The sequence below is a fragment of the Clavibacter vidaverae genome, assembly GCF_047529985.1.
GTDB classification, from domain to species: Bacteria; Actinomycetota; Actinomycetes; order Actinomycetales; family Microbacteriaceae; genus Clavibacter; species Clavibacter nebraskensis_A.
Window position 1 is genome coordinate 1,734,077 of record NZ_JBLJAM010000001.1, and the last position, 19,440, is coordinate 1,753,516.

Sequence of the window (19,440 nt, forward strand, 5' to 3'; positions counted from 1 at the left end):
CGCTGAACGGGCGGGGCGCGGCCGGCGCCCCGCCCGCGCCCCGCCCGTTCAGCGCCGGGACACCGCCGCGTCACGCGATCCGCCTAGCGTCGGCCGCGTCGCGCCCGCGACCGACCCGCACCGCCGCGCGCATCCCGCGCCGCGCCCGCTCCGCCAGGAACCCATGCGCCTCCGCACCCGCCGCCGCCTGTCCGCCTCCGTCGCGCTCGCGCTGGCCCTCGGGATCGCCGCCGGTGGATCCGCCCTCCCGGCGCTCGCGGCGACCGGCACCGGCAGCGGCACGGGCACCCCGGCCGGATCCGCCGACCGCCCGTACTACAGCAGCAAGACCCCGTACGCACCGCAGGGCACCCCGGCCGACCTCGCACCCGCGCCCGCCGGCTTCGCGCCGGTCTACACGGAGTCGGTCGCGCGCCACGGGTCCCGCGCCCTGTCGAGCTTCAAGTACGACTCGCTCACCACGCAGGTGTGGGAGCAGGCGCGCTCCGAGGGCGCGCTCACGGCGCTCGGCGAGACGCTCGGCCCGGAGGTCCAGAAGCTCACCGCCGCGAACCGGAAGCTCGGCTACGGCAACCTCACCGGGCAGGGCGCGGACCAGCACCGCGGCATCGGCGCGCGCGTCGTCGAGCGGCTGCCCTCCCTCTTCGCGGGGATCGACGCCGGATCCGACCGGATCGCGCTCGAGAGCTCCGGCGAGGCGCGCGCCACCGCCTCGGGGAAGGCGTTCGCGGAGGGGCTGAGGCGGGCGGATCCGCTCCTCGCCTCGCACCTGCCGACGGACATCCAGAAGGACCCCGACACCCTCTACTTCCACAAGTCCGACGCGAACGCCGACTACCAGGCCTACGAGGACGGCCCCGCGGTGACGGCCGCGGTGGATGCGATCACCGACCAGCCGCGCAGCCACCAGGCCGCGCGCCACCTGCTCGAGCGGCTCTACTCCCCCGCGTTCGTGGATCGCCTCGCCGCGGGGGCGTACCACTTCGTCGACGGGGGCGACGGGAAGACCACGGTCGACGACGAGGTCGACGCCGCGATGATGCTCTACAACCTCTACATCATCGCGCCCGACATGACGGAGGAGGTCCGCGTCGACTTCGACCGGTACCTCCAGGGCGCGGACGCCGAGTGGTTCGCGTACCTGCTCGACGCCGAGGACTTCTACTCGAAGGGCCCGGCGTTCCAGGGCAGCGACATCACGTACCGGATGGCGAGGCCGCTCCTCGACGACTTCCTCGACTCGATGGACGCGCGGCTCGCCGGCTCCTCCACCGCCGCGACCTTCCGCTTCGCGCACGCGGAGACGATCATCCCGTTCGCGGCGCTGATCGGCTTGCCGGGATCGACCCAGCAGGTGACCCCGGAGCAGCCGTACGCGTACGCGACGAACGCCTGGCGCGGCGAGACCGTCACGCCCATGGCGGCGAACGTGCAGTGGGACGTCTACCGCGACGCCAGCGGCCGGGCCATCGTGCGCATGCTCGACGACGAGCGGGCGATCCCGTTCCGCGCGGGCTGCACGCCCATCGCCGCGGGATCCCTCTTCTACGACGCGGGCGAGGTGCGGCGCTGCCTCACGGGAGCGGCCGCGCCGGCGCCCGCCGCCTCCGGCGCTCCCGCCGATCCCGCCTCCGCCTCCGGGCTCGCCCCGGCTGGATCCACCGCGGCACACGGCGCGGAGCTCCCCGCCACCGGCATGTCGGCCGACGAGCTGCCGTTCCTCGCGGTGCTGGCCCTCGCGCTGGCCGCGGCGGGGATCACCGCGGTCGGCATGGTGCGGCGGCCGCGGCAGGACTGATCCGGCGCGCCGCGGGCGCTGGTCGCGCTACGCGCTCGGCGCGACCCGCCCCTCCATCACGTCATCTTCCACTGCTCGTGACCTCAGACGCGGATCTCCCGGTCCAGGATGCGCAGCACCTGCTCGGAGCGGATCTCCAATCGATCGAGCAGCAGCTCCACGGTCGACGTCCGATGCGACTCGCTCAGTCCCTCCGCGACGATGCGGAACACGGCGGGAGCGAGGGCGACGAAGTCCTTCGCCCACCGGATGAACGCGTCGCCCGCGAGGCCCGCCTCTCGCGCGACGGCAGCCCACTCGAAGGCACCCATCGACTCCGCCTCGTACCGCCCGGCGATGGCCATCGACATCCGCGTCGCTCCGAAGGCGCGGAGCAGGTCCTTCCGCTCGTCCCCCCGGGGGCGCACGTAGGGCAGCAGCGACGAGAAGTCGTACATCTCCGTCAGGTCGGATGCGGGCGCAGCGTGCCGGAGCGAGAAGTTCTTGCCGTGGGCGTCGGTGTTCAGCAGGAACCACGACGCGAAGAGCGCCTCGACGAAGCGCGACTTCGCCAGCTCGGCGATCTCGCGATCGGGGATGCGGTCGAGCTGGCCGAGGACGTCGCGATATCCGGGGCCGCCATCCCTCTGGTACTTCTTCAGCCGGGGTGTGCCGGTCGCTTGGACGAGATCCTCTTGATGGAATCGCGTCAGGCCGCCATCCGCCGCGGCTTGTCGATCGAAGCGGGTGACTACGAGGGACCTCTCAACGCCGAAGTCCAGCATCTCGGTCCGGGCAGCGGGAATGCCGAGCAACGGGAGCGCCGTCATCGTCACGTGCTCGATGATCTCCCCATCAGCCAGGCCTACGACCTTGGGCTTGAAGATGTGGGTCGACGGGTGCACGCCGGCCGGCGCGAACCACTTCCCGTCGCGAAGAGCCAGGGCGAACTTGCCTTGCGCGCCGCCCAGAGAGAAGCGTCCGGCCTCGCCGTCCACGAGCGCCGGGTCAGGCAGATCGTCGCGAATGGCCCGGATGCGCTCCGCGATGGATTCATCGCTGAGCGCGTGGAGGCGTCCCGTGGAGCGGGATTCGACTCCTGTCGGGTAGAACTCCAGGGCGCCAGCCACGTCAGCTCCGTGCACGGCGAGGAGCTGGAACGGCTCCGTGTCGTCGAGACCCGCTTCCCTCGCCCATGCATCGCGAACGGGGCCGCTGTCCGGCAGCAGGTTGTCGATGAAGTTGAACACCACCGCCCCTTCATGCCGCCGCTGTTCGACCGGAAGGGACAGGGAGACGGGCGGACCCTCCGCATCGCTCCATTCCTGGGTGTAGTCGAGGACGTAATGACGCGGCCGGGTCTGCTCCACCGTGGCGACGAGCGCGCCATAGAGGTGCACATCCAGGACGCGGGTCACTTCAGATCCTCACGATCTTCCGCCGAGGCGGGCCCAGAACCCGAGGGGAGCTGCCCCCGGGCGCGCATCTGCTGCTGAGAGCGCGAGAGTTGCTCCAGCGCCCCCGCCATCTCGGCCTGCATTGCGGCCAGAACGGATGAGAGTGCCTTCTCGTCAGGCTCCTTCACCCGCGAAGCAGCGCGGGAGAGCTGCTCCAGGGCGGAGAGGAGATGGGACGTGTCCACGCGGATGGGCTTGTAGACGGGAACTGTCACCCGAGGCCGCACGGACGCCGCACGCTCCTCAGGCGTCACATCGAGGTACAGCCTGAGTTCTCGCAGGACGCGCAGCACCTTCGAGAGGGAGGGATCTCCCTTGCCGGTTTCGAAACGAGTCAGCCATTGACGGGTCACCTCCGCCTTGGAGGCCAGCTCCTCCTGCGACCACTCCAGGTCCACGCGTCGTTGACGCGCGATACGACCGAGATCCGCCGGCCATGATCCGCGCATGCCCACCCTCCCCTCGACCTTGATGTAACGCAAGTGTCCCACGAGGTCAATGGAATCTCTATGTGACATCCGCCATACGGAACACGGACGTGTCATCGGTAGGGCGAACGGTGCGAAGCACGCGCGACGGATCGCGAACGGTGCGCGTCACGCGGTCGGCGCCACCAGCCCCTCCATCACGTCGAGGAACGAGCTCCAGCCCTGGATCGTCATCTCGCGCTGCTCGGGCGTGAACTCGCCCGCGACCTGCGTCATGGTCATGCGCGTGGCGCCGCCGGCGACCTCCTCGAGGTCCACCGTGAGCGGCTCGCCCGCGGGCTCGTCGGGCCGGTCCGTCAACGTCATCACGAGGCGCGACGGCCGGTCGATCTGCACGTACTCCCCCGCCCAGTCGATCGCGTTCCCGTCGGGCAGCCGCATCACCGCGCTCCAGGCGCCGCCCTCGCGCACGTCCATGAGGAGCGTGTCGAGCGGCACCTCGATCTCGGCCGTGCCGAACCAGGCGGAGAAGTCGGCCGGCGTGGTCCACGCGTCGAAGACGCGCTCCCGCGGCGCCGCGAACGTGCGGGTGATGACGATGGGCTCGCTCACGGCGACCTCCGGTGGGACGGGGCGGACGGGGAAGGGCCGCCGCCCCCGCGAGGAGACGACGGCCCTCCGGCGATCCCACCAGCCGCGCCCGGCCCTGTCAACGGGTCGGGCGCCGGCCGGTCGGGTCAGCCGCCGGATCCGTCCCGCGCGTCGCTCGACGGCACCGCGATCCGCGACGCGTCGTCGGCTGCGTCCGGTCCGGTCGCCTGCGCCGGGCTCGTGCCGGGGCGGGCGCCGGCACGCTGCTCCGCCTCGAGCCGCTCGGCCTCCTCGCCGCCCACCGCCTCGCCGCGGGCGACGAGCCCGGCGACGTCCGACAGCGGGATCTGCTTGAGCACGAGCGAGAGCACGAACGCGATCGCGATGAACGGCACGAGGTACCAGAACACGGGCGCCAGCGCGTCGGCGTACGCGTCGACGATCCCGTCGCGCACCGCATCCGGCAGCCCGTTCAGCGTCTGCGGGTCGATGCTGCTGGCCGACGCCGCCGCGTCGCCCGGGGCCGCACCGGCACCGGCGAAGACGCCCGTGAGGTTCTCGGTGAGGCGGGTCGTGAACAGCGTGCCGAACACGGCCGTGCCGAGCGCGGCGCCCACCTCGCGGAAGTAGTTGTTCGTGCTGGTCGCGGTGCCGATCTGCGCGGCGGGCACCGCGTTCTGCACCACGAGCACGACCACCTGCATGATGAGGCCGAGCCCCAGCCCGAAGATGAAGAGGAACACGCAGATCAGCCACACGGGCGTCTGCGCGGTGAGCGAGGTCATCAGCACGAGCGCCAGCATCGTGAGGAGCGTCCCGACGATCGGGAAGATCCGGTAGCGACCCGTGCGGGTGATCAGGATGCCCGACGTGATCGACATGCCGATGAGGCCCACCATCATCGGCAGGAGCAGCAGCCCCGAGACCGCCGCCGAGGTGCCGGTGGACATCTGCAGGAACGTGGGCACGAAGCCGATGGCGGCGAACATCCCGATGCCGAGCGCGAGGCCGATGGCCGTGGCGTTCACGAAGACGGGGTTGCGGAAGAGGCTCAGCGGGATCACCGGGTCGTCCGCCCGCGCCTCCGTGAACACGAAGAGCGAGGCAGCGACGACGAGCCCGAGGCCCCAGCCCCACGTGGCGAGCGATCCCCAGCCGTAGGCCTTGTCGCCGCCGAAGTCCGTGAAGAAGATGAGGCACGTCGTCGCGATGGAGAGGAGCACCACGCCCGCCACGTCGATGCGCTTGGTCGCCTTCTTGCTCGGCAGCGTCAGCGTGACGAACGCGATGGCGAACGCCGCGATCCCGACCGGGATGTTGATGTAGAACGCCCACTGCCACGTGAGGTGGTCGACGAAGAAGCCGCCGAGGAGCGGGCCGCCCACGGCGGAGAGGCCGAAGATGCCGCCGAGCGGGCCGAGGTACTTGCCGCGCTGGTTGGCCGGCACGATGTCGGCGATGATCGACTGCGACAGGATCATGAGCCCGCCGCCGCCGAGGCCCTGCGCGGCGCGGAACACCACGAACGACCAGAAGTCGCCCGCGAACGCGCAGCCCACCGAGGCGAGCGTGAAGATCGCGATGGCGGCGAGGAACAGGTTCCGCCGGCCGAGCACGTCGCCGAACTTGCCGTAGATGGGCATGACGATCGTGGTCGCGAGCAGGTAGGCCGTGGTGATCCAGACCTGGTGGTCGACGCCGCCGAGCTCGCCGACGATGGTCGGCATCGCGGTGGAGACGATGGTCTGGTCGAGGCTCGACAGGAGCATGCCGGCGATGAGCGCCGAGAAGATGATCCAGATGCGCCGCTGCGTGAGCAGCAGGGGCGCGGGGGCGGTGGCGGTCATGGGGTCCGTTCGGGGTGGCGGGCGGGGCGGGGGATGAGCGCCTCGCGCAGGGCGTCGAGGCGGCGTCGGAGGAGGAGCTCGATGGGGTCGGCGTTGCCGGGGGCGAGGAACTCGCGGGCGCTCGCGCGGCCGAGCGCGGCCATCGTCTGCACCACGACGGACGCGCGCAGGTCGCCCTCGGCGAGGCCCTCGCGGCGCTCGACCAGCCGCACGTCGCTCGCCTCGTCCTCGACGGACGCGTCGAGCGCGCGCACGAGGAGGCCGGGCTCACGGCGGAAGGCGGCGTGCATGTCCTTCATCGAGGTGCCATCGGTGTCGAGGCGCGACCACCGCCCGAGGCACAGCTCGGCGAGGTCAGCGAGGAGGTCGGGCGAGATGCCCTCGCGGGACGGATCCCCGGCGGCCACGAACGCCTCCTCGAGGTCGGCGGTGTCGAGGCGCGCGGGACGCCCGAACACCGCGTCCTCCTTGGAGGCGAAGTAGTTGAAGAACGTGCGGCGCGCGACGCCGGCCTGCTCGCAGAGCTCCTCGACCGTGAAGCCCGCGAGGCCGTGCTCGGCGGTGAGGCGGCGCGCGAGGGTCGTGAGCGTGGCCGAGGTCTCCGCCCGGCGCCGCTCGCGGAGCCCTGTTGCACCATCCGTCATGGAGTGCATCTTTGCACTCACTGCCCGTTAGTGCAATGCGGCCGACGAGGGCGACAGCTGCTCGCCGCGCGGCGAGCCACGGTCGGGGGCACTGACGTTGACTTCGCCGCCGATCAGGTGGATGGTTCCCAGCACGTCGGCATCGGCTCGTCGCATTCGACACGGGCAGCCATGCAGGGGCGCACCACCGGTCCGACACCAGCGCCGTCCCGACGAGAGGAGTCGCGGCGCACATCCACGGACCGGCTCCGACGGACCTCGTCACCCCGGATGGCTCCAAGCCACCGGAAGGCAGGCCGTCCACGCAGGAAGGCGAGGACGATGACGTCCGATGCACATGCGAGAAGGAACCACACCGGCGGTCTGCTGACCGTCGCCGCCGCGGTCGTCGCGGTGATCATGACCGCGGGCCCGGCCTCCGCGGCCACGGCACCGGCACCCGCCGCACCGGACGCCGGACGGTCCGCCGCCGTGACGGAGTGCGCCGCCGGGACCGGCGACGCCGCCGCTCCGACCACCGGGCCCGAGATGGTCCGGCTCGAGGGGCCGGCATCCGACGACATGGCCGCGACAGCGACCGTGCTGGCCGAGGATGCGGGCGCGACGCAGCACTCCCCGGCCGCATCGCTCGATCGCGAGGGCGTGAAGGTCTACGCCATCGACGTCGAGGGCGCGAAGGCCACGTCCGTGACCTTCCCCCTCACGGGCGACGGACTCGTGCAGCCCAGCAACCTGACCTACGTCGTGGACGAGGGCGGCGAGTTGGCGCAGTACTCCGAGTCGACGGTGATCGAGGGTGAGGACGGAAGCCTGGAGGTGACCACGTATCGCGACGGAGCGCTCGTGCATTCCGCCTCACTGGATGCGGCTGCGCAGCCGACCGGGCTCCTGGCCGACGCATCGGCCAGCGCATCCGCGGCCGACCCCACGACGTGCCTCGCGGCGGTCCTCGGCGTGAGCGCCGTCGTCGCCGGCGTCATCCTGGTCCTCTGCGGCGGCTCGTGCTCCGTCCCGTTCACGCCGCCGACGGCAGTCGTCTGCGCCGCCTGCATCGGGGGGTTCGCCGTCGTGGGCGGCGCCTCGATCGCCGCGGTCATGGGCTGCTTCGACTAGGGCGGCGCCGCGATGAGACGCACGATGGGACGGTTCCTCGCCTCGTTCATCCTCATGGTCGCATCAGGTGCCGCCCTGATCTGGATCATCCCGTCCGCCCTCGGGGAGGACCCCGGGATCGCCAGCTGGATCCCGGTCACCCTCGGTGCCCTGTTCGCCGCGAGCGCCTTCATGGCGTTCCAGGTCCGCCCCAGGGAGGGCCCACGGCTCCGGTGAGAGGAGCAGCGATCAGCCGCCCGTGACGGATCACGACCGGACCCGATGCGCGCCCGCCCACGCTCGTGGGACGGGCGCGCATCCGCGCGCCGGGGTGCACGCACGTGGAGCTGGAGGTCAACCGCGCGGCCACGCCTCCAGCGCCGCCCCGACGCTCGCGACCAGGCGGTCCCAGCTGCGTCCCGTGTCGGCGGGCAGCGCGAACGCCCCGCCGGTCTCGAGAGCGACGAAGCCGTGCAGGGCCGAGCGGAGGAAGCGGGTCGCGTCCACGGCGTCGTCGCCGGCGAGCCCGTAGCCCGCGAGCACGTCGTAGACCACGCCCGCGAGGTCGTCCGCGGCGGCTCGGTCCTCGTCGTCGCCCGGCGCGGGGGCCCGCATCGCGAGCGCGTACCGGGCCGGATGCGCGACCGCCCACGCGCGGTAGGCGTGCGCGAGCCGGGTCACGGCCTCGGCGCCCGCGGATCCGCCGATCGCCTCCCGCAGCGCGTGCGCCATCTCGCCGCGGCCGTGGACCGTGACGTCGCGCGTGAGCCCGGGCATCCCGTCCACGTGCTTGTAGAGCGACGGCACGCGCACGCCCAGGCTCTCGGCGAGCGCCTGGAGCTGCAGCGGCGCGGATCCGGCCTCATCCATCATCCGGGCGGCGCGCTCGACGACCGCCTCCCGGCTGAGCCCCGCCCTAGGCACGGACCCGCCCGACGAACGCGACGATGCCGGCGGCGACCGCGGCGGGCTCCTGCACATGGGGGTAGTGGCCGGCGCCCGGCACCATCTGCACGCGGCCCGCGCCGTCGGGCAGCGCGGCGACGATCGCGCGCGCCTCCGCCTCGGGGTCGACCCAGTCGGGGTCGGCGGATCCCTGCACCACGAGCACGGGGACGCGCACGCGGGCGAGCGCCGGGTCGGACTCGGCCGTGCCGGAGACGCCCATGCGCTTCAGCGCCGTCATGCGGCCGGGCTCGCGAAGCATCGCGTCGATGCGGGCGAGGCGCGCGTCCCATCCGGCGGGGCGGCGGCCGGGCGTCGCGGCCTCGAGGTAGCGGCGCCACGAGCGGCGGCTGCCGAGCACCACGGCGCCGAGGAGGTGGATCGCGCCGCGGCGGTACGAGGCGACGCCGAGGTCGCGGATCCCCACGGACTGCTTGCGCGTGAACGGCGCGACCTCCACGAGCGCGGAGACGAGGCCCGGCTCGCGCGCGGCGGCGATGGTGGCCGCGCCGCCCGCGATCGAGTGGCCGACGAGCACGGCCGGGCCGCCCAGGTGCCGGAGGAGGGCGATCAGGTCGCCCGCGATGTCGCCCTGCCCGTACGCCGGCCACGCCGCGCTCGACTCGCCGCAGCCGCGCAGGTCGACCGCGACCACGCGGTGCCCGGCGGCGACGAGCTCGGGGATCACGGCGTCCCACGCGCGGCGGTCGTCGCCCATGCCGTGCGCGAGGACGACGAGCGGGCCGTCCGACCCGTGGATCTCGTGGGCGAGCGTGCCGCCGTCGACGGCGAGGTGCGTGGTGGTCATCGGAGCCCCTTCGGCTAAGCCAGTTAGCCATAACGCTAACCCACTTAGCCGAAGGAGTCCAGCCGCTAGATGCGGAAGCCCTCCGGCCAGCCGTGCGCCTCGAGGTACGCGCGGACGCGCTCGACGTCCTCGTCGGACGGCATCTCCGAGGTGACGCCCGCGATGGCATCGGCGACGTCGAGGCGGCTGGCGGGCAGCCCGCCCTCGGACGCGAGGCGCGCGCTCACCTCCTGCACCTCCTCGTCGCTGAGCCGGCGGCGCAGCAGCGCGAGGAGCGGCACGAAGTCCTGCTCGGGGAGGCCCGCCGGGTAGCCGGCGCGGAGCCACGTCACGATGCGGGAGACGAGACCCGTGCGCTCGGTCGCGCGCGCGTCGTCCGCGTCGGGCTCGTGCAGGTCGTCGGGGGATCCGAGCGGCCAGCCCGCCGCGGCCAGCCGGGCCGAGACGCGCACGAGGTCCTCGGGGAGCGCGGGGCCGAGGAGCAGCTCCTCGACGCGCTCGCGGAGCTGGCGCCGGCCGATCTCCTCGCCCGCCGCGTCGGCCGCGGTCGCATCGTCGACGAGCTGGTCGACCACCTGCTCGAGCTCCTCGGCGGTGAGGCTGCGGCGGAGGATCCCGAGCAGCGGCACGTAGTCCTGGTCCGGCACGCCGGTGGGGTAGCCGGCGCGGAGCCAGCCCACCACGCGCTGGACGATGCCGCGGTCGGGACGCTCGGGGACGACGACGTCGGTCGGGCCGTCGACGGGCCCGTCGCCCGCGGATGCGCTGCCGGTCACGATCAGCCCTTCGAGGTGAAGGTCGGGATGACGTGCTCGAAGCTCACGGTCTGGCCGAGGCCCGTCGCGATGATGAGCGTGAGCCCCGCGACGACCGCGAGCACCACGACCGCGAAGCAGAGCGCGCCGACCGCCTGGAGGACGGGCGCGGGGAGGCGGACAGCGCCGTCGGACGCGGCGCTGCGGCCGCTCGTGTCGGGGCTGGCGAGCGCGAACGACCGCACGCCGAGCGCGAAGAGGGCGGGCAGGCCCGCACCGAGGACGAGGGCGACGACGGCGACCTGGCCGACGGCGGAGAGGAAGAGGGGCAGCATGGCGGGATCCTTCAGACGTCGGCGGGCTGGGGGGCGGGGCGGGCGGCCGTGTCGTCGGACCACTCGTCGTTCACGTTGTGCGCGCCGACGTCGTCCTTGCGCGAGCGCACGTAGACCGTGATCGAGACGGCCAGGAGCACGACGGTCATCGCGATGCCGCCGGCGGCCCCGCCGATGAGGTGGCCGAGCCACCACATGACCGCGCCGACGAGGGCGGCGGCCGGGAGGGTGATGATCCACGCCACGACCATGCGGAGCGCCACCTTCCAGCGCACCTGCGCGCCGGGGCGACCGAGGCCGGAGCCGAGGATGGATCCGGTGGCCACGTGCGTGGTGGAGAGCGCGAAGCCGAGGTGGCTGGAGGCGAGGATGACCGCGGCCGACGAGCTCTCGGCCGCCATGCCCTGGTGGGTGTCGATCTCGACGAGGCCCTTGCCGACCGTGCGGATGATGCGCCAGCCGCCGATGTAGGTGCCGAGCGAGATGGCGAGCGCGCAGCTGATCTTCACCCAGAACGGCACCGACTCCGTGTCGGTCCAGCCGCCCGCCGCGATGAGCGCGAGCGTGATGACGCCCATCGTCTTCTGGGCGTCGTTGGTGCCGTGCGCGAGCGAGACGAGCGAGGCGCTGCCGATCTGGCCGATGCGGAAGGTGCGGTCGAGCCCGCGTCCGGCGAGGTTCCCGACGATCCGGAACACCAGCCAGGTGCCGACGGCGGCCACCGCCCCCGCGAGGATCGGCGACATGAGCGCCGGGAGGATCACCTTGCCGACGACGCCGTCGAGCTTGGATCCGTCACCCGCCCAGTTCACGCCGTTGACGCCGAGGCCCGCGAGCGTGGATCCGATGAGGCCGCCGAACAGCGCGTGCGACGAGCTCGAGGGGAGGCCGAGCAGCCAGGTGAGGAGGTTCCAGACGATGCCGCCGATGAGGCCGGCCAGCACGATGAGCAGCAGCGCGGATCCGCCGCCCTCGAGCAGCGCCGGGTCGGGCGCGCCCGTCTTGTCCTGGATCTTCACGACCGCGTTCGTGACCGTGAGCGCCACCTCGATGCTGAGGAAGGCGCCCACCAGGTTGAGCACGGCGGAGAGCGTGACCGCGACCTTGGGCTTCAACGCGCCGGTCGCGATGGACGTGGCCATCGCGTTCGCCGTGTCGTGGAAGCCGTTGGTGAAGTCGAAGGCGAGCGCCGTGATGACGACGAGCACGAGGAGAATGAAGGGATCCACGGCGATGATCCTGCGCCCTGCTCGACTGTCCCCTCTACGGGGGACCGCCGGGTTCATCCGCTGTTCACCCCGGCCTGTGGAGAATGACGAGGGCGGGCGACGACGCCCGCGTGACCCCGAGGACCGACGTGATCACCGAGCTGCACCCCTCCTCCGCGCTCTCGCCCGCGGATCGCGCCGCGACCGCGGCGCTCACGGACGAGGCCTTCGCGCCGGCGCCGGACGATCCGGCGGGCGACATGGCCTGGGCCACGTCGGACGAGACGGCGATCGCGCGCGACCCCGCGGGGCGCGTGGCCGCCGTGGTGGGCATCGTCCACCGGGACGGCCTGCTCGACGGCGCGCCCGTGCGGCTGGCCGGCATCGGCGGCGTGGCCACCGCGACCGCGCTCCGACGTCGGGGCTACGCGCGGGCCGCCCTCGACCGGGCGCTCGCCGCGGTCGACGCGCGGGACCCCGACCTCACGGTGCTCATCTGCGACCCGGCGAGGATGCCCTTCTACGCCCGCGTGGGCTTCGCGCCCTTCGCCGGGACCACGTGGATGGAGCAGGGCGGCGAGCGCGTGGTGCTCGACCTGGAGCCGACCATGATCCGGCCCGGCCGGATGCCCGCGCCCGCCGACGGCGACCTCGACCTGTGCGGCACGCCGTGGTGAGCGCCGATCCCGAGGTCCGCCTCGTGCGGGTCGACGTGGACGCCGACGCCGACGCCCTCCGCGCCTTCCTCACGTCGAACGCGTTCCCCTTCCACGTGCGGTCGCAGCCGACCGTCGCGGACGTCGACGCGCGCATCGCCGACGGCGACTTCGCGGGGCCCGAGCACGAGGCGCTGTGGGTGGAGGTCGCCGGATCCGGGCGCGTGGGCCTCGTGGTGCTCGACGACCTCGAGGATCCGGGCGTGCTGTTCGACCTGCGCCTCGCGGAGTCGGCGCGCGGGCGCGGCCTCGGCGTGCCCGTGGTGCGCGCGATGACGGAGCACGTCTTCCGCACGTACCCGCACGTCACGCGGTTCGAGGCGCAGACCCGCGACGACAACCGGCCGATGCGCCGGGTGCTCGTGCGCGCGGGCTTCGTGAAGGAGGCGCACTACCGCGACGGCTGGCCCGTCGTGGGCGGCGAGCCCCGGGCATCCGTCGGCTACGCGGTGCTGCGCCGCGACCACGAGTCGGGCACGACCACGCCCGTACCGGAGGACGACGAGGCGTGACCGCCGGCGCTCGCGCAGGGAAGCTGCGCGGGCACCCGGATCCACGCGCGGATCCCGCTCGCGGGACACGATCTCGCGTCGAACCCGCCGTTACGGTGGAGGCACCGCACGCACCCGCACGATCGGAGGTCGATCCATGTCCAGCGCCGCAGCCCCCGCAGCCGTCATCGGCGAGCCCGAGGTCGTCGAGGACGTCGCCCGCGTCGCCTCCTCCCCCGCCTGGCTCGCGCTCAAGGACGCCGCCGTCGCGCTCCAGCCGATGCAGGTGAAGGACGGGTCGATCCCGGACGCCGCGCACCACGCGGAGGCCGCCCGCCTCATCACGGTGATCCGCGACTCCGTGCGCGCGCTCGCCCCGCTGTTCCCGCACGACGCCGCCTACCTCGCGGCGCTCGACGTGGACTTCGCGCGCTGGGTCGACCAGGGCCTCGGCGTCCCCGACTTCCTCGACGCGCTGACCGCGTTCCAGCCGCAGCGCGACCGCGTCGACGGGATCCGCCACCTCGTCGTCTTCCCGATGACCACGCAGAACGGCAGCGCGAGCCGCCTCGTCGAGGCCGTGCTCATCGAGGTCGTCTGGCCCGAGTTCGTCGCGGAGCTGGAGGCGGGCGACTACGGCAACGCGCTGTTCGTCCCCATCCGCTTCGTGGACTTCACGCCCGGCTACGACACCAACTCGGCCGTGCTGTTCCCCGAGACCGTCGCCATGCGCGAGGTGCCGACCTTCACGTGGGGCGCGATCTTCGCCGACCGTGAGGCCGCGCGCTTCCGCCGCGTGGTGCGCCACGCGGCCGAGGTCACGAAGCTCGAGCTGCCGGAGGACGCGCGCCGCCTGCTGGACGACCAGCGGCTCGCGGAGGAGACCTTCGTGATGTGGGACCTGATCCACGACCGCACGCACATGCGCGGCGACCTGCCGTTCGACCCGTTCATGATCAAGCAGCGGATGCCCTTCTTCCTCTACTCGATCGAGGAGCTGCGCTGCGACCTCACGGCGTTCCGCGAGGCCGTCCGCATCCAGCGCCGCCTCGCCGCGGTGGATCCCGCCGAGCGCACCGCCGCCGACGCCGCCCTGCTGGAGCGCGCCGGCATGGTGCAGCACGCGGTGATCTTCGACCGGATCTTCCGCTTCGCCATCACCGGATCCCGCGTCCGCAACTACGACGGCCTCGGCGGCCAGCTGCTGTTCGCGTGGCTGCACCAGCACCACGTGCTGCACTGGACGGACACGCGCCTCACGATCGACTGGGACGACGTCGCCGACGTGGTCGTCGCGCTCGCCGACCGGGTGAACGACCTCTACTGGCGCTCCATCGACCGGCCGAAGACCGCGCACTGGCTGGCCGCGTACGCGATGGTGACCGAGACGGTCACGCCGCACCCCGCGTCCACGTGGGCGAAGGGGCCGGACGCGCTGCCGCTCGACGGGCCGCCGAAGGGCCTCACCGACCTCGTGCTCGACGACGAGTTCCCGCTCAGCATGTTCTTCGAGGCGCTGGAGAAGAAGATGCGCGACGTCATCGGATCCACGGCCGGGATCACGGGGCAGGCGGCGTGAGCGTGGACGGCCGCGTGGTCGTGGTGGCGGGCGCGTCGAGCGCCGCGGGCCGCGCGGTCTGCTCCGAGCTGACGGCGGCGGGCGCGCGCGTCGTCGCGGTCGGCACGGACGCCGGACGGCTCGACGACGTGGACGCGTCCCGTCGCGAGGTGTGCGACCTCGCCGACCACGCGGCCGTCGGGGAGCTGGCCGCCCGGATCCGCGCGGACCTCGGCGGCGTCGACGGCCTCATCCACCTGGTCGGCGGCTGGCGCGGCGGCAACGGCCTCGCGGGCCAGACCGACGACGACTGGGACTTCCTGCACGAGCGGCTCGTCACGACGCTCCGCAACACCACGCGCGCGTTCGACGCCGACCTGCAGGCGTCGGAGGCGGGCCGCCTCGCGATCGTCTCCTCCACCGCCGTGCAGCGTCCCTACCCCGGCGGCGCGAACTACTCGACCGCGAAGGTCGCCGCGGAGACGTGGGTGCGCGCGGTCGACCGAGGGTTCTCGAAGGCCGGATCCCCCGCCCGCACCACGATCTTCGTGGTCAAGGCGCTCGGCGGGCTCGAGCGGGCGCTCGCGCGCCGGGTCGTGAAGCTGTGGACGGCCGTGCCGCCGGAGCGCGACCTGATCGAGGGCTGACGCAGCAGGTCCCGTAGCACACGGGCGATCGCCCCGGAGAGGGGGCGCTCCCCCCTGTCCCGGGCGCCGACGCGCGGTATACGTTCGCGGGGTGACACCACCCGCCAGGACCGCCGAGCACGACGCCTTCGGTCCGTGGATCGACACGGTCCGCACGATCGACGAGGTGCCCCGGCTCTTCCGCCCGCACGGCGTCGACCCGTTCGCGGCCCGCCTGGTGCTCAAGGTGCCGCGCGACATCCCGCGCCGCGACACGGATCCGAGCATGGACCTGTACGAGCACCTCCTCGTGGTGGGCGACCGCGAGCTGGAGGTGCTGTCGCGCGACGGATCCGGGTACGGGGTCCGGCGCATCCCGTTCGCCGACCTGGTGGCCGTGCGTGACCGCGTCGACCTGCTCGACGGCCTGCTCACGGTGCACGCGGCCGATGGCTCCGAGGTCCGGATCCCGTTCAACGGGGCGTCGGCGGACGTGGTGGTCGAGCTGACCGAGCTGCTGGTCGGGCTCGCGGGCGCGGCCGGCGGGATCCCCGACGGACCACCCGCGCGCGCCGAGCGCGTCGCGCCGCGCGTCGACCTCGGGGCGGATGAGGCCGGCATCGCGTCGGCGTACTTCGACCTCGCCGCCCGGGATCCGCAGCTGCGCTACCTCTCGTCGCGGCCGCGCACGCCGCTCGTGTCGACGGCCACGGGCGCCGCCGGCCTGCTGCGCCGCCTGCGCCCCATGAGCCTGGCCGGCGCCGTCGCCGCGTGCACGCCCCGCGAGCTGCTGATCCTCACCCGCCGCGACGCCGTCCTCCGCCGCCGCACCGCCACGCTCTCGATCGACCGGCTCCGGATCCTCCGCCACGCCATCTCGTCCACCACCGCGGAGCCGCACCCGCGCTGGGTCGGCATGTCGATCGTGACGATCCGCGCCGGCGAGGCCTCCTTCGAGCTCGTCGCGGCCTCCGCGCACGGCCTCGAGGGCGACCTCGTCACGGGCGGCAGCTGAGCCGGCGGGCGCTACGGCTGGGTGCCCGCCTGGGTCCAGGCGGCCATCCTGGTGATCGGCGGCCTGGGGTTCGAGTACCTCGCCGTCACGAACCTCCGCAAGCTGCGCCGCGGCCGCTAGCTAGGCGACGGCGCGCCGCAGCGGCTGCCAGCTCCCCCACGTCGCCGAGCGCCAGAGCCACTCGAGCGGGCCCTGCCGGAAGCGGCGGAGCCAGAGCGCGCTGAGGATCGCCTGCACCACGAGGATCCCGACGCCCGCGCCGAGCAGGAGTCCCCACGAGCGGCTGTGCGGGAGGTCGAGCAGCAGCCCGAGCCCGACCATGACGGGCGTCGCGAGCACGTACCCCGTCAGCGCCATGCGGCCGAGCGGCGAGAACACGGCGTGCAGCAGCGGGGCGGCCGGCGTGCGGAGGGCGAGGAGCAGCCCGGTCACGTAGACCCCGGCGAGGCACAGCCCGGCGACGGCGGACGACGTGGTGAAGCCGGATCCCGTGATGTCCTGCAGCTGCCAGACGAGGGCGGCCGCGCTCGCGAGGGCGAAGAGGGCGAGGAGCACGGCGGGTCCGCGGACGGCCGTCGGGAACCGCGCGACGACCCCGTACCGCACCAGGGCGGATCCGAGGAGGAAGACGCCGGGGATCAGCGTGATGCCGCCGCCCGCGACGACGAGCGCGACGCCGATCAGCACCGCGGCGAGCGCGGCGACCGCCCAGCGGGGCAGGAACGAGGCGGGCAGCAGGATCGCGAGGCCGCAGATCGCGTAGAGCAGGAGCGCCTCCCCCGGGTGCAGGAGCTGGTGCAGGGCTCCGAGCGGCAGCAGCACGAGCAGCCGGCGCGCGAGGAGCAGGCGCGGACGCGGGTGCCGGCGCGCGGCGGAGGCGAGGAAGAGCGAGAAGCCGATGCCGAAGAGCAGCGAGAAGATCGGGAAGAAGCGCTGCTGCACCAGGAGCTGGAGCCAGCCGCTCGCGTCGCCGAGGTTCGCGGGCGGGTGGGGAACCTCGTAGGAGAAGTGCGTGACGGGGCCGATGTTCACGAGGAGGATGCCGCAGAGCGCGACCCCCCGGATCACGTCGAGGGCGTCGATGCGGGCGGGCGGAGGGGCGGGGTTCGCGGTCATGTCCCCACGATCGCGGGGCGGCGTGCGCCGGGCATCGGCCGTTCGGCCGCGGTCAGCGGGCGATCACGGCCGATCGGCCGGATCCGCGGGGCGCGCGGGATCCGCGCCCGCAGCGCCCGCAGCGCCCGCCGGCCCCGCCGCGTCCATGAGCCCGTGCTCCCACATCCACGCGGCGATCTCCACGCGGTTGCGGGCCTCCAGCCGCGCCTGGATCCCCGCGAGGTGCGCCTTCACGGTGCCGAGCGACAGGAACAGCTCCTGCGCGATCTCCGCGTTGGTCGCCCCGCGCGCGACGAGCCGCGAGACGTCGAGCTCGCGTGCCGTGAGCCGCTCCGCCGCCTGGCGGGCCGCATCCCGGCGCGTCGTCCCCGCGCCGCCCGAGGCCGCGAGCTCGGCGAGGAGCCGCACGGTGATCGACGGGCTGATGAGCGACCCGCCGTCGGCCGCGGCGCGCACCGCCTCCACCAGGAGGGCCGGCCCGGCGGTCTTCAGCAGGAAGCCCGCGGCGCCGTGGCGCAGGGCCGCATGCACGTACTCGTCGAGGTCGAAGGTGGTCACGACCACGACCTGCACGGGGTCGGCCGCGAGCGCGCGGGCGACGTCGAGCCCGCTCATGCGCGGCATGCGGATATCGAGGAGCGCGACGTCGGGTCGCAGCCGGCGCACCGCCTCGAGCGCCTCCACGCCGTCGGCCGCCTCCGCGACGACCTCGATGCCGTCCTGCGCGTCGAGGATCATGCGGAAGCCCGCGCGCACCATCGCCTGGTCGTCGGCGATCACCACCCGGATCGTCATGCGCGGCCCGCCGGGAGGTCGGCGCGCACGGCCCAGCCGTCGCCGTCGGGCCCGGCGTCGAGGGTGCCGCCGAGCGCGCGGGCGCGCTCCTCCATGCCCACGATGCCGAAGCCGCCCGAGCCGGGCGCGCGGGGTGCGGGGTCGGATCCGCGCCCGCCGTCGTCGCGGACCTCCACGTGGATCCGGCCGCCGTCGAGCACCACGGCCACGCGCACGGACCGGGCGTCCGGCGCGTGCTTGCGCACGTTCGTCAGGCCCTCCTGCACGATCCGGTAGACGCTCGCCTGCACCTCGTCCGGCACCGCGCGCGCGGCGGGGTCGTCGAGCGCGGGCAGCCGCGCCTCGACCACGGCGGGGGCGGCGTCCTCGAAGCGCGCGACCAGCGCGGGGAGGTCGGCGAGGGTCGCGACGGGGGCGACCGGGGCGGATCCGGCGGCGTCCGTGCGCAGCACCCCCACGAGCTGCTGCATCGCCTCGAGCGCCCGCTCCCCCGCGCCCTCGATCTCCGCGAGCATGCGGGCCGCGCCCGTCGGGTCGAGGGGCACCGCGCGCGCCGCCTGCGCGACCACGACGATGCCGGTCACGTGGTGCGCGACCACGTCGTGCAGCTCGCGCGCGATGGCCTCGCGCTCCCCGCGCCGCGCGACCTCCACGCGCTCGCGGGCCGCGTGGTCGCCGGCGCGCAGGGATCCGCCGACCGCGACGCCGCCGACCACCACGAGCGCGAGGACGATCACGTAGACGGGCGAGTCCGGGCTGAGCACCCGGACCGGCAGCGCGAGCACCGCCAGCGCGACGGCCGCCGCGGCGACCACGCGGGACCGGCCCACCGCCTCACGCACGACCGTGATGAGCAGGATGAGGAGCCCCGCGAGCTCCCCCAGCCCGAACGAGCCGACGCCGAGCGGATGCGCGACCGCCATCGTCGCGGTGAGGAGCAGGGACGCGGCCGCGGGGATCCACGCGGGGAGCCGGTGCCGGTGGGCGAGGACCGCGAGCACGGCGACGGCGGCGTAGGCGGCCGCCCATCCGGGCGTCGACACCAGGAGGTCGAACAGCGCGAGCGCGGCCAGCACGGCGACGCCGGCGAGGTCGGTGGGCGAGAGGCGGGCACGGCCGGGGCGCGCACGGCCGCCGCTCCCCCGTGTGCTCGGCATGCGACCAGTGTCGCACCCGCCTCGGCCGGCCGGCGGCGGGGGGTCGGCGGCGGGCGGGTGGGCGCGGCGCTCGGCCGTC

Annotated in this window: 21 protein-coding genes; 8 read left to right on the plus strand and 13 right to left on the minus strand. The window is 73.8% G+C overall.

Annotation, left to right across the window (positions count from 1 at the left end; translation table 11 throughout):
• Window positions 1-163: 163 nt before the first annotated feature.
• A complete protein-coding gene (locus tag ACMT9T_RS08075; protein ID WP_414745050.1) occupies window positions 164-1,798 on the plus strand; it encodes a histidine-type phosphatase in 1,635 nt (544 codons plus the stop codon).
• 83 nt (window positions 1,799-1,881) lie between these two features.
• Here ACMT9T_RS08075 and ACMT9T_RS08080 read toward each other — a convergent pair whose 3' ends face one another.
• The 5 genes from ACMT9T_RS08080 to ACMT9T_RS08100 all read right to left on the minus strand — a co-directional run bounded on the left by ACMT9T_RS08080 (window position 1,882) and on the right by ACMT9T_RS08100 (window position 6,744).
• Window positions 1,882-3,195, minus strand: a complete 1,314-nt coding sequence (locus tag ACMT9T_RS08080) for a HipA domain-containing protein (RefSeq protein ID WP_414745051.1) — start codon at window positions 3,193-3,195, stop codon at window positions 1,882-1,884.
• Window positions 3,192-3,716: a helix-turn-helix transcriptional regulator gene (locus ACMT9T_RS08085; RefSeq protein ID WP_414745052.1), complete on the minus strand. Its 525-nt coding sequence runs from the start codon at window positions 3,714-3,716 to the stop codon at window positions 3,192-3,194. Before ACMT9T_RS08085 ends, ACMT9T_RS08080 begins: the two co-directional genes overlap by 4 nt.
• Before the next feature lie 114 nt (window positions 3,717-3,830).
• Window positions 3,831-4,274, minus strand: a complete 444-nt coding sequence (locus ACMT9T_RS08090) for an SRPBCC family protein (protein ID WP_414745053.1) — start codon at window positions 4,272-4,274, stop codon at window positions 3,831-3,833.
• A 125-nt stretch (window positions 4,275-4,399) separates the two neighbouring features.
• Window positions 4,400-6,100 (minus strand): MDR family MFS transporter, encoded by a 1,701-nt coding sequence (locus ACMT9T_RS08095; RefSeq protein WP_414745054.1) that lies wholly within the window; start codon window positions 6,098-6,100, stop codon window positions 4,400-4,402.
• On the minus strand, window positions 6,097-6,744 hold the full coding sequence (locus ACMT9T_RS08100; RefSeq protein WP_414745055.1) for a TetR/AcrR family transcriptional regulator: 648 nt from the start codon (window positions 6,742-6,744) through the stop codon (window positions 6,097-6,099). Before ACMT9T_RS08100 ends, ACMT9T_RS08095 begins: the two co-directional genes overlap by 4 nt.
• A gap of 321 nt (window positions 6,745-7,065) precedes the next feature.
• Here ACMT9T_RS08100 and ACMT9T_RS08105 point away from each other — a divergent pair, with 321 nt between their 5' ends.
• Together ACMT9T_RS08105 and ACMT9T_RS08110 are read left to right on the plus strand one after the other, a co-directional pair.
• Window positions 7,066-7,857 carry a hypothetical protein gene (locus ACMT9T_RS08105; protein WP_414745056.1) on the plus strand — a complete coding sequence of 264 codons (792 nt, stop codon included), beginning with the start codon at window positions 7,066-7,068 and terminating at the stop codon, window positions 7,855-7,857.
• A 12-nt stretch (window positions 7,858-7,869) separates the two neighbouring features.
• Complete coding sequence (locus ACMT9T_RS08110) at window positions 7,870-8,073, plus strand: hypothetical protein (protein WP_414745057.1); 204 nt, start codon at window positions 7,870-7,872, stop codon at window positions 8,071-8,073.
• A gap of 117 nt (window positions 8,074-8,190) precedes the next feature.
• Here the strand turns inward: ACMT9T_RS08110 and ACMT9T_RS08115 are convergent, their stop codons facing one another.
• From ACMT9T_RS08115 to ACMT9T_RS08135, 5 genes are all read right to left on the minus strand, one after another.
• Entirely contained in the window at window positions 8,191-8,760 is a 570-nt protein-coding gene (locus ACMT9T_RS08115; RefSeq protein WP_414745058.1) for a TetR/AcrR family transcriptional regulator, read from the minus strand.
• Window positions 8,753-9,589 (minus strand): alpha/beta fold hydrolase, encoded by an 837-nt coding sequence (locus tag ACMT9T_RS08120; RefSeq protein ID WP_414745059.1) that lies wholly within the window; start codon window positions 9,587-9,589, stop codon window positions 8,753-8,755. The genes ACMT9T_RS08115 and ACMT9T_RS08120 overlap by 8 nt, the downstream gene beginning before the upstream one ends.
• Before the next feature lie 65 nt (window positions 9,590-9,654).
• Complete coding sequence (locus ACMT9T_RS08125; RefSeq protein ID WP_414745060.1) at window positions 9,655-10,365, minus strand: DUF3349 domain-containing protein; 711 nt, start codon at window positions 10,363-10,365, stop codon at window positions 9,655-9,657.
• 2 nt (window positions 10,366-10,367) lie between these two features.
• Window positions 10,368-10,679, minus strand: a complete 312-nt coding sequence (locus tag ACMT9T_RS08130) for a hypothetical protein (RefSeq protein ID WP_414745061.1) — start codon at window positions 10,677-10,679, stop codon at window positions 10,368-10,370.
• Window positions 10,680-10,690: 11 nt separating this feature from the next.
• A complete protein-coding gene (locus ACMT9T_RS08135; protein WP_414745062.1) occupies window positions 10,691-11,908 on the minus strand; it encodes an inorganic phosphate transporter in 1,218 nt (405 codons plus the stop codon).
• Between the two features lie 110 nt (window positions 11,909-12,018).
• Between ACMT9T_RS08135 and ACMT9T_RS08140 the strand changes: the two genes are divergently transcribed.
• From ACMT9T_RS08140 to ACMT9T_RS08160, 5 genes are all read left to right on the plus strand, one after another.
• Window positions 12,019-12,564, plus strand: coding sequence for a GNAT family N-acetyltransferase (locus ACMT9T_RS08140; RefSeq protein ID WP_414745063.1), 546 nt, complete (start codon window positions 12,019-12,021; stop codon window positions 12,562-12,564).
• On the plus strand, window positions 12,561-13,115 hold the full coding sequence (locus tag ACMT9T_RS08145) for a GNAT family N-acetyltransferase (protein WP_414745064.1): 555 nt from the start codon (window positions 12,561-12,563) through the stop codon (window positions 13,113-13,115). Before ACMT9T_RS08140 ends, ACMT9T_RS08145 begins: the two co-directional genes overlap by 4 nt.
• Before the next feature lie 136 nt (window positions 13,116-13,251).
• Window positions 13,252-14,673, plus strand: a complete 1,422-nt coding sequence (locus tag ACMT9T_RS08150; RefSeq protein ID WP_414745065.1) for a DUF6421 family protein — start codon at window positions 13,252-13,254, stop codon at window positions 14,671-14,673.
• Window positions 14,670-15,299, plus strand: coding sequence for an SDR family oxidoreductase (locus tag ACMT9T_RS08155; RefSeq protein WP_414745066.1), 630 nt, complete (start codon window positions 14,670-14,672; stop codon window positions 15,297-15,299). Before ACMT9T_RS08150 ends, ACMT9T_RS08155 begins: the two co-directional genes overlap by 4 nt.
• Before the next feature lie 91 nt (window positions 15,300-15,390).
• A complete protein-coding gene (locus tag ACMT9T_RS08160; protein WP_414745067.1) occupies window positions 15,391-16,293 on the plus strand; it encodes a hypothetical protein in 903 nt (300 codons plus the stop codon).
• 120 nt (window positions 16,294-16,413) lie between these two features.
• Here the strand turns inward: ACMT9T_RS08160 and ACMT9T_RS08165 are convergent, their stop codons facing one another.
• From ACMT9T_RS08165 to ACMT9T_RS08175, 3 genes are all read right to left on the minus strand, one after another.
• Complete coding sequence (locus tag ACMT9T_RS08165; RefSeq protein WP_414745068.1) at window positions 16,414-17,409, minus strand: DUF418 domain-containing protein; 996 nt, start codon at window positions 17,407-17,409, stop codon at window positions 16,414-16,416.
• A gap of 63 nt (window positions 17,410-17,472) precedes the next feature.
• Window positions 17,473-18,204: a response regulator gene (locus tag ACMT9T_RS08170; RefSeq protein WP_414745069.1), complete on the minus strand. Its 732-nt coding sequence runs from the start codon at window positions 18,202-18,204 to the stop codon at window positions 17,473-17,475.
• Window positions 18,201-19,361, minus strand: coding sequence for a sensor histidine kinase (locus tag ACMT9T_RS08175; RefSeq protein ID WP_414745070.1), 1,161 nt, complete (start codon window positions 19,359-19,361; stop codon window positions 18,201-18,203). Before ACMT9T_RS08175 ends, ACMT9T_RS08170 begins: the two co-directional genes overlap by 4 nt.
• Between the last annotated feature and the right edge of the window lie 79 nt (window positions 19,362-19,440).

Coding starts and splice junctions, on each gene's coding strand:
- ACMT9T_RS08170 (WP_414745069.1), bottom strand. CDS start 18,204: ATGACGATCCGGGTGGTGATCGCCGACGACCAGGCGATGGTGCGCGCG.
- ACMT9T_RS08150 (WP_414745065.1), top strand. CDS start 13,252: ATGTCCAGCGCCGCAGCCCCCGCAGCCGTCATCGGCGAGCCCGAGGTC.
- ACMT9T_RS08095 (WP_414745054.1), bottom strand. CDS start 6,100: ATGACCGCCACCGCCCCCGCGCCCCTGCTGCTCACGCAGCGGCGCATC.
- ACMT9T_RS08175 (WP_414745070.1), bottom strand. CDS start 19,361: ATGCCGAGCACACGGGGGAGCGGCGGCCGTGCGCGCCCCGGCCGTGCC.
- ACMT9T_RS08130 (WP_414745061.1), bottom strand. CDS start 10,679: ATGCTGCCCCTCTTCCTCTCCGCCGTCGGCCAGGTCGCCGTCGTCGCC.
- ACMT9T_RS08105 (WP_414745056.1), top strand. CDS start 7,066: ATGACGTCCGATGCACATGCGAGAAGGAACCACACCGGCGGTCTGCTG.
- ACMT9T_RS08110 (WP_414745057.1), top strand. CDS start 7,870: ATGAGACGCACGATGGGACGGTTCCTCGCCTCGTTCATCCTCATGGTC.
- ACMT9T_RS08075 (WP_414745050.1), top strand. CDS start 164: ATGCGCCTCCGCACCCGCCGCCGCCTGTCCGCCTCCGTCGCGCTCGCG.
- ACMT9T_RS08100 (WP_414745055.1), bottom strand. CDS start 6,744: ATGACGGATGGTGCAACAGGGCTCCGCGAGCGGCGCCGGGCGGAGACC.
- ACMT9T_RS08165 (WP_414745068.1), bottom strand. CDS start 17,409: ATGACCGCGAACCCCGCCCCTCCGCCCGCCCGCATCGACGCCCTCGAC.
- ACMT9T_RS08120 (WP_414745059.1), bottom strand. CDS start 9,589: ATGACCACCACGCACCTCGCCGTCGACGGCGGCACGCTCGCCCACGAG.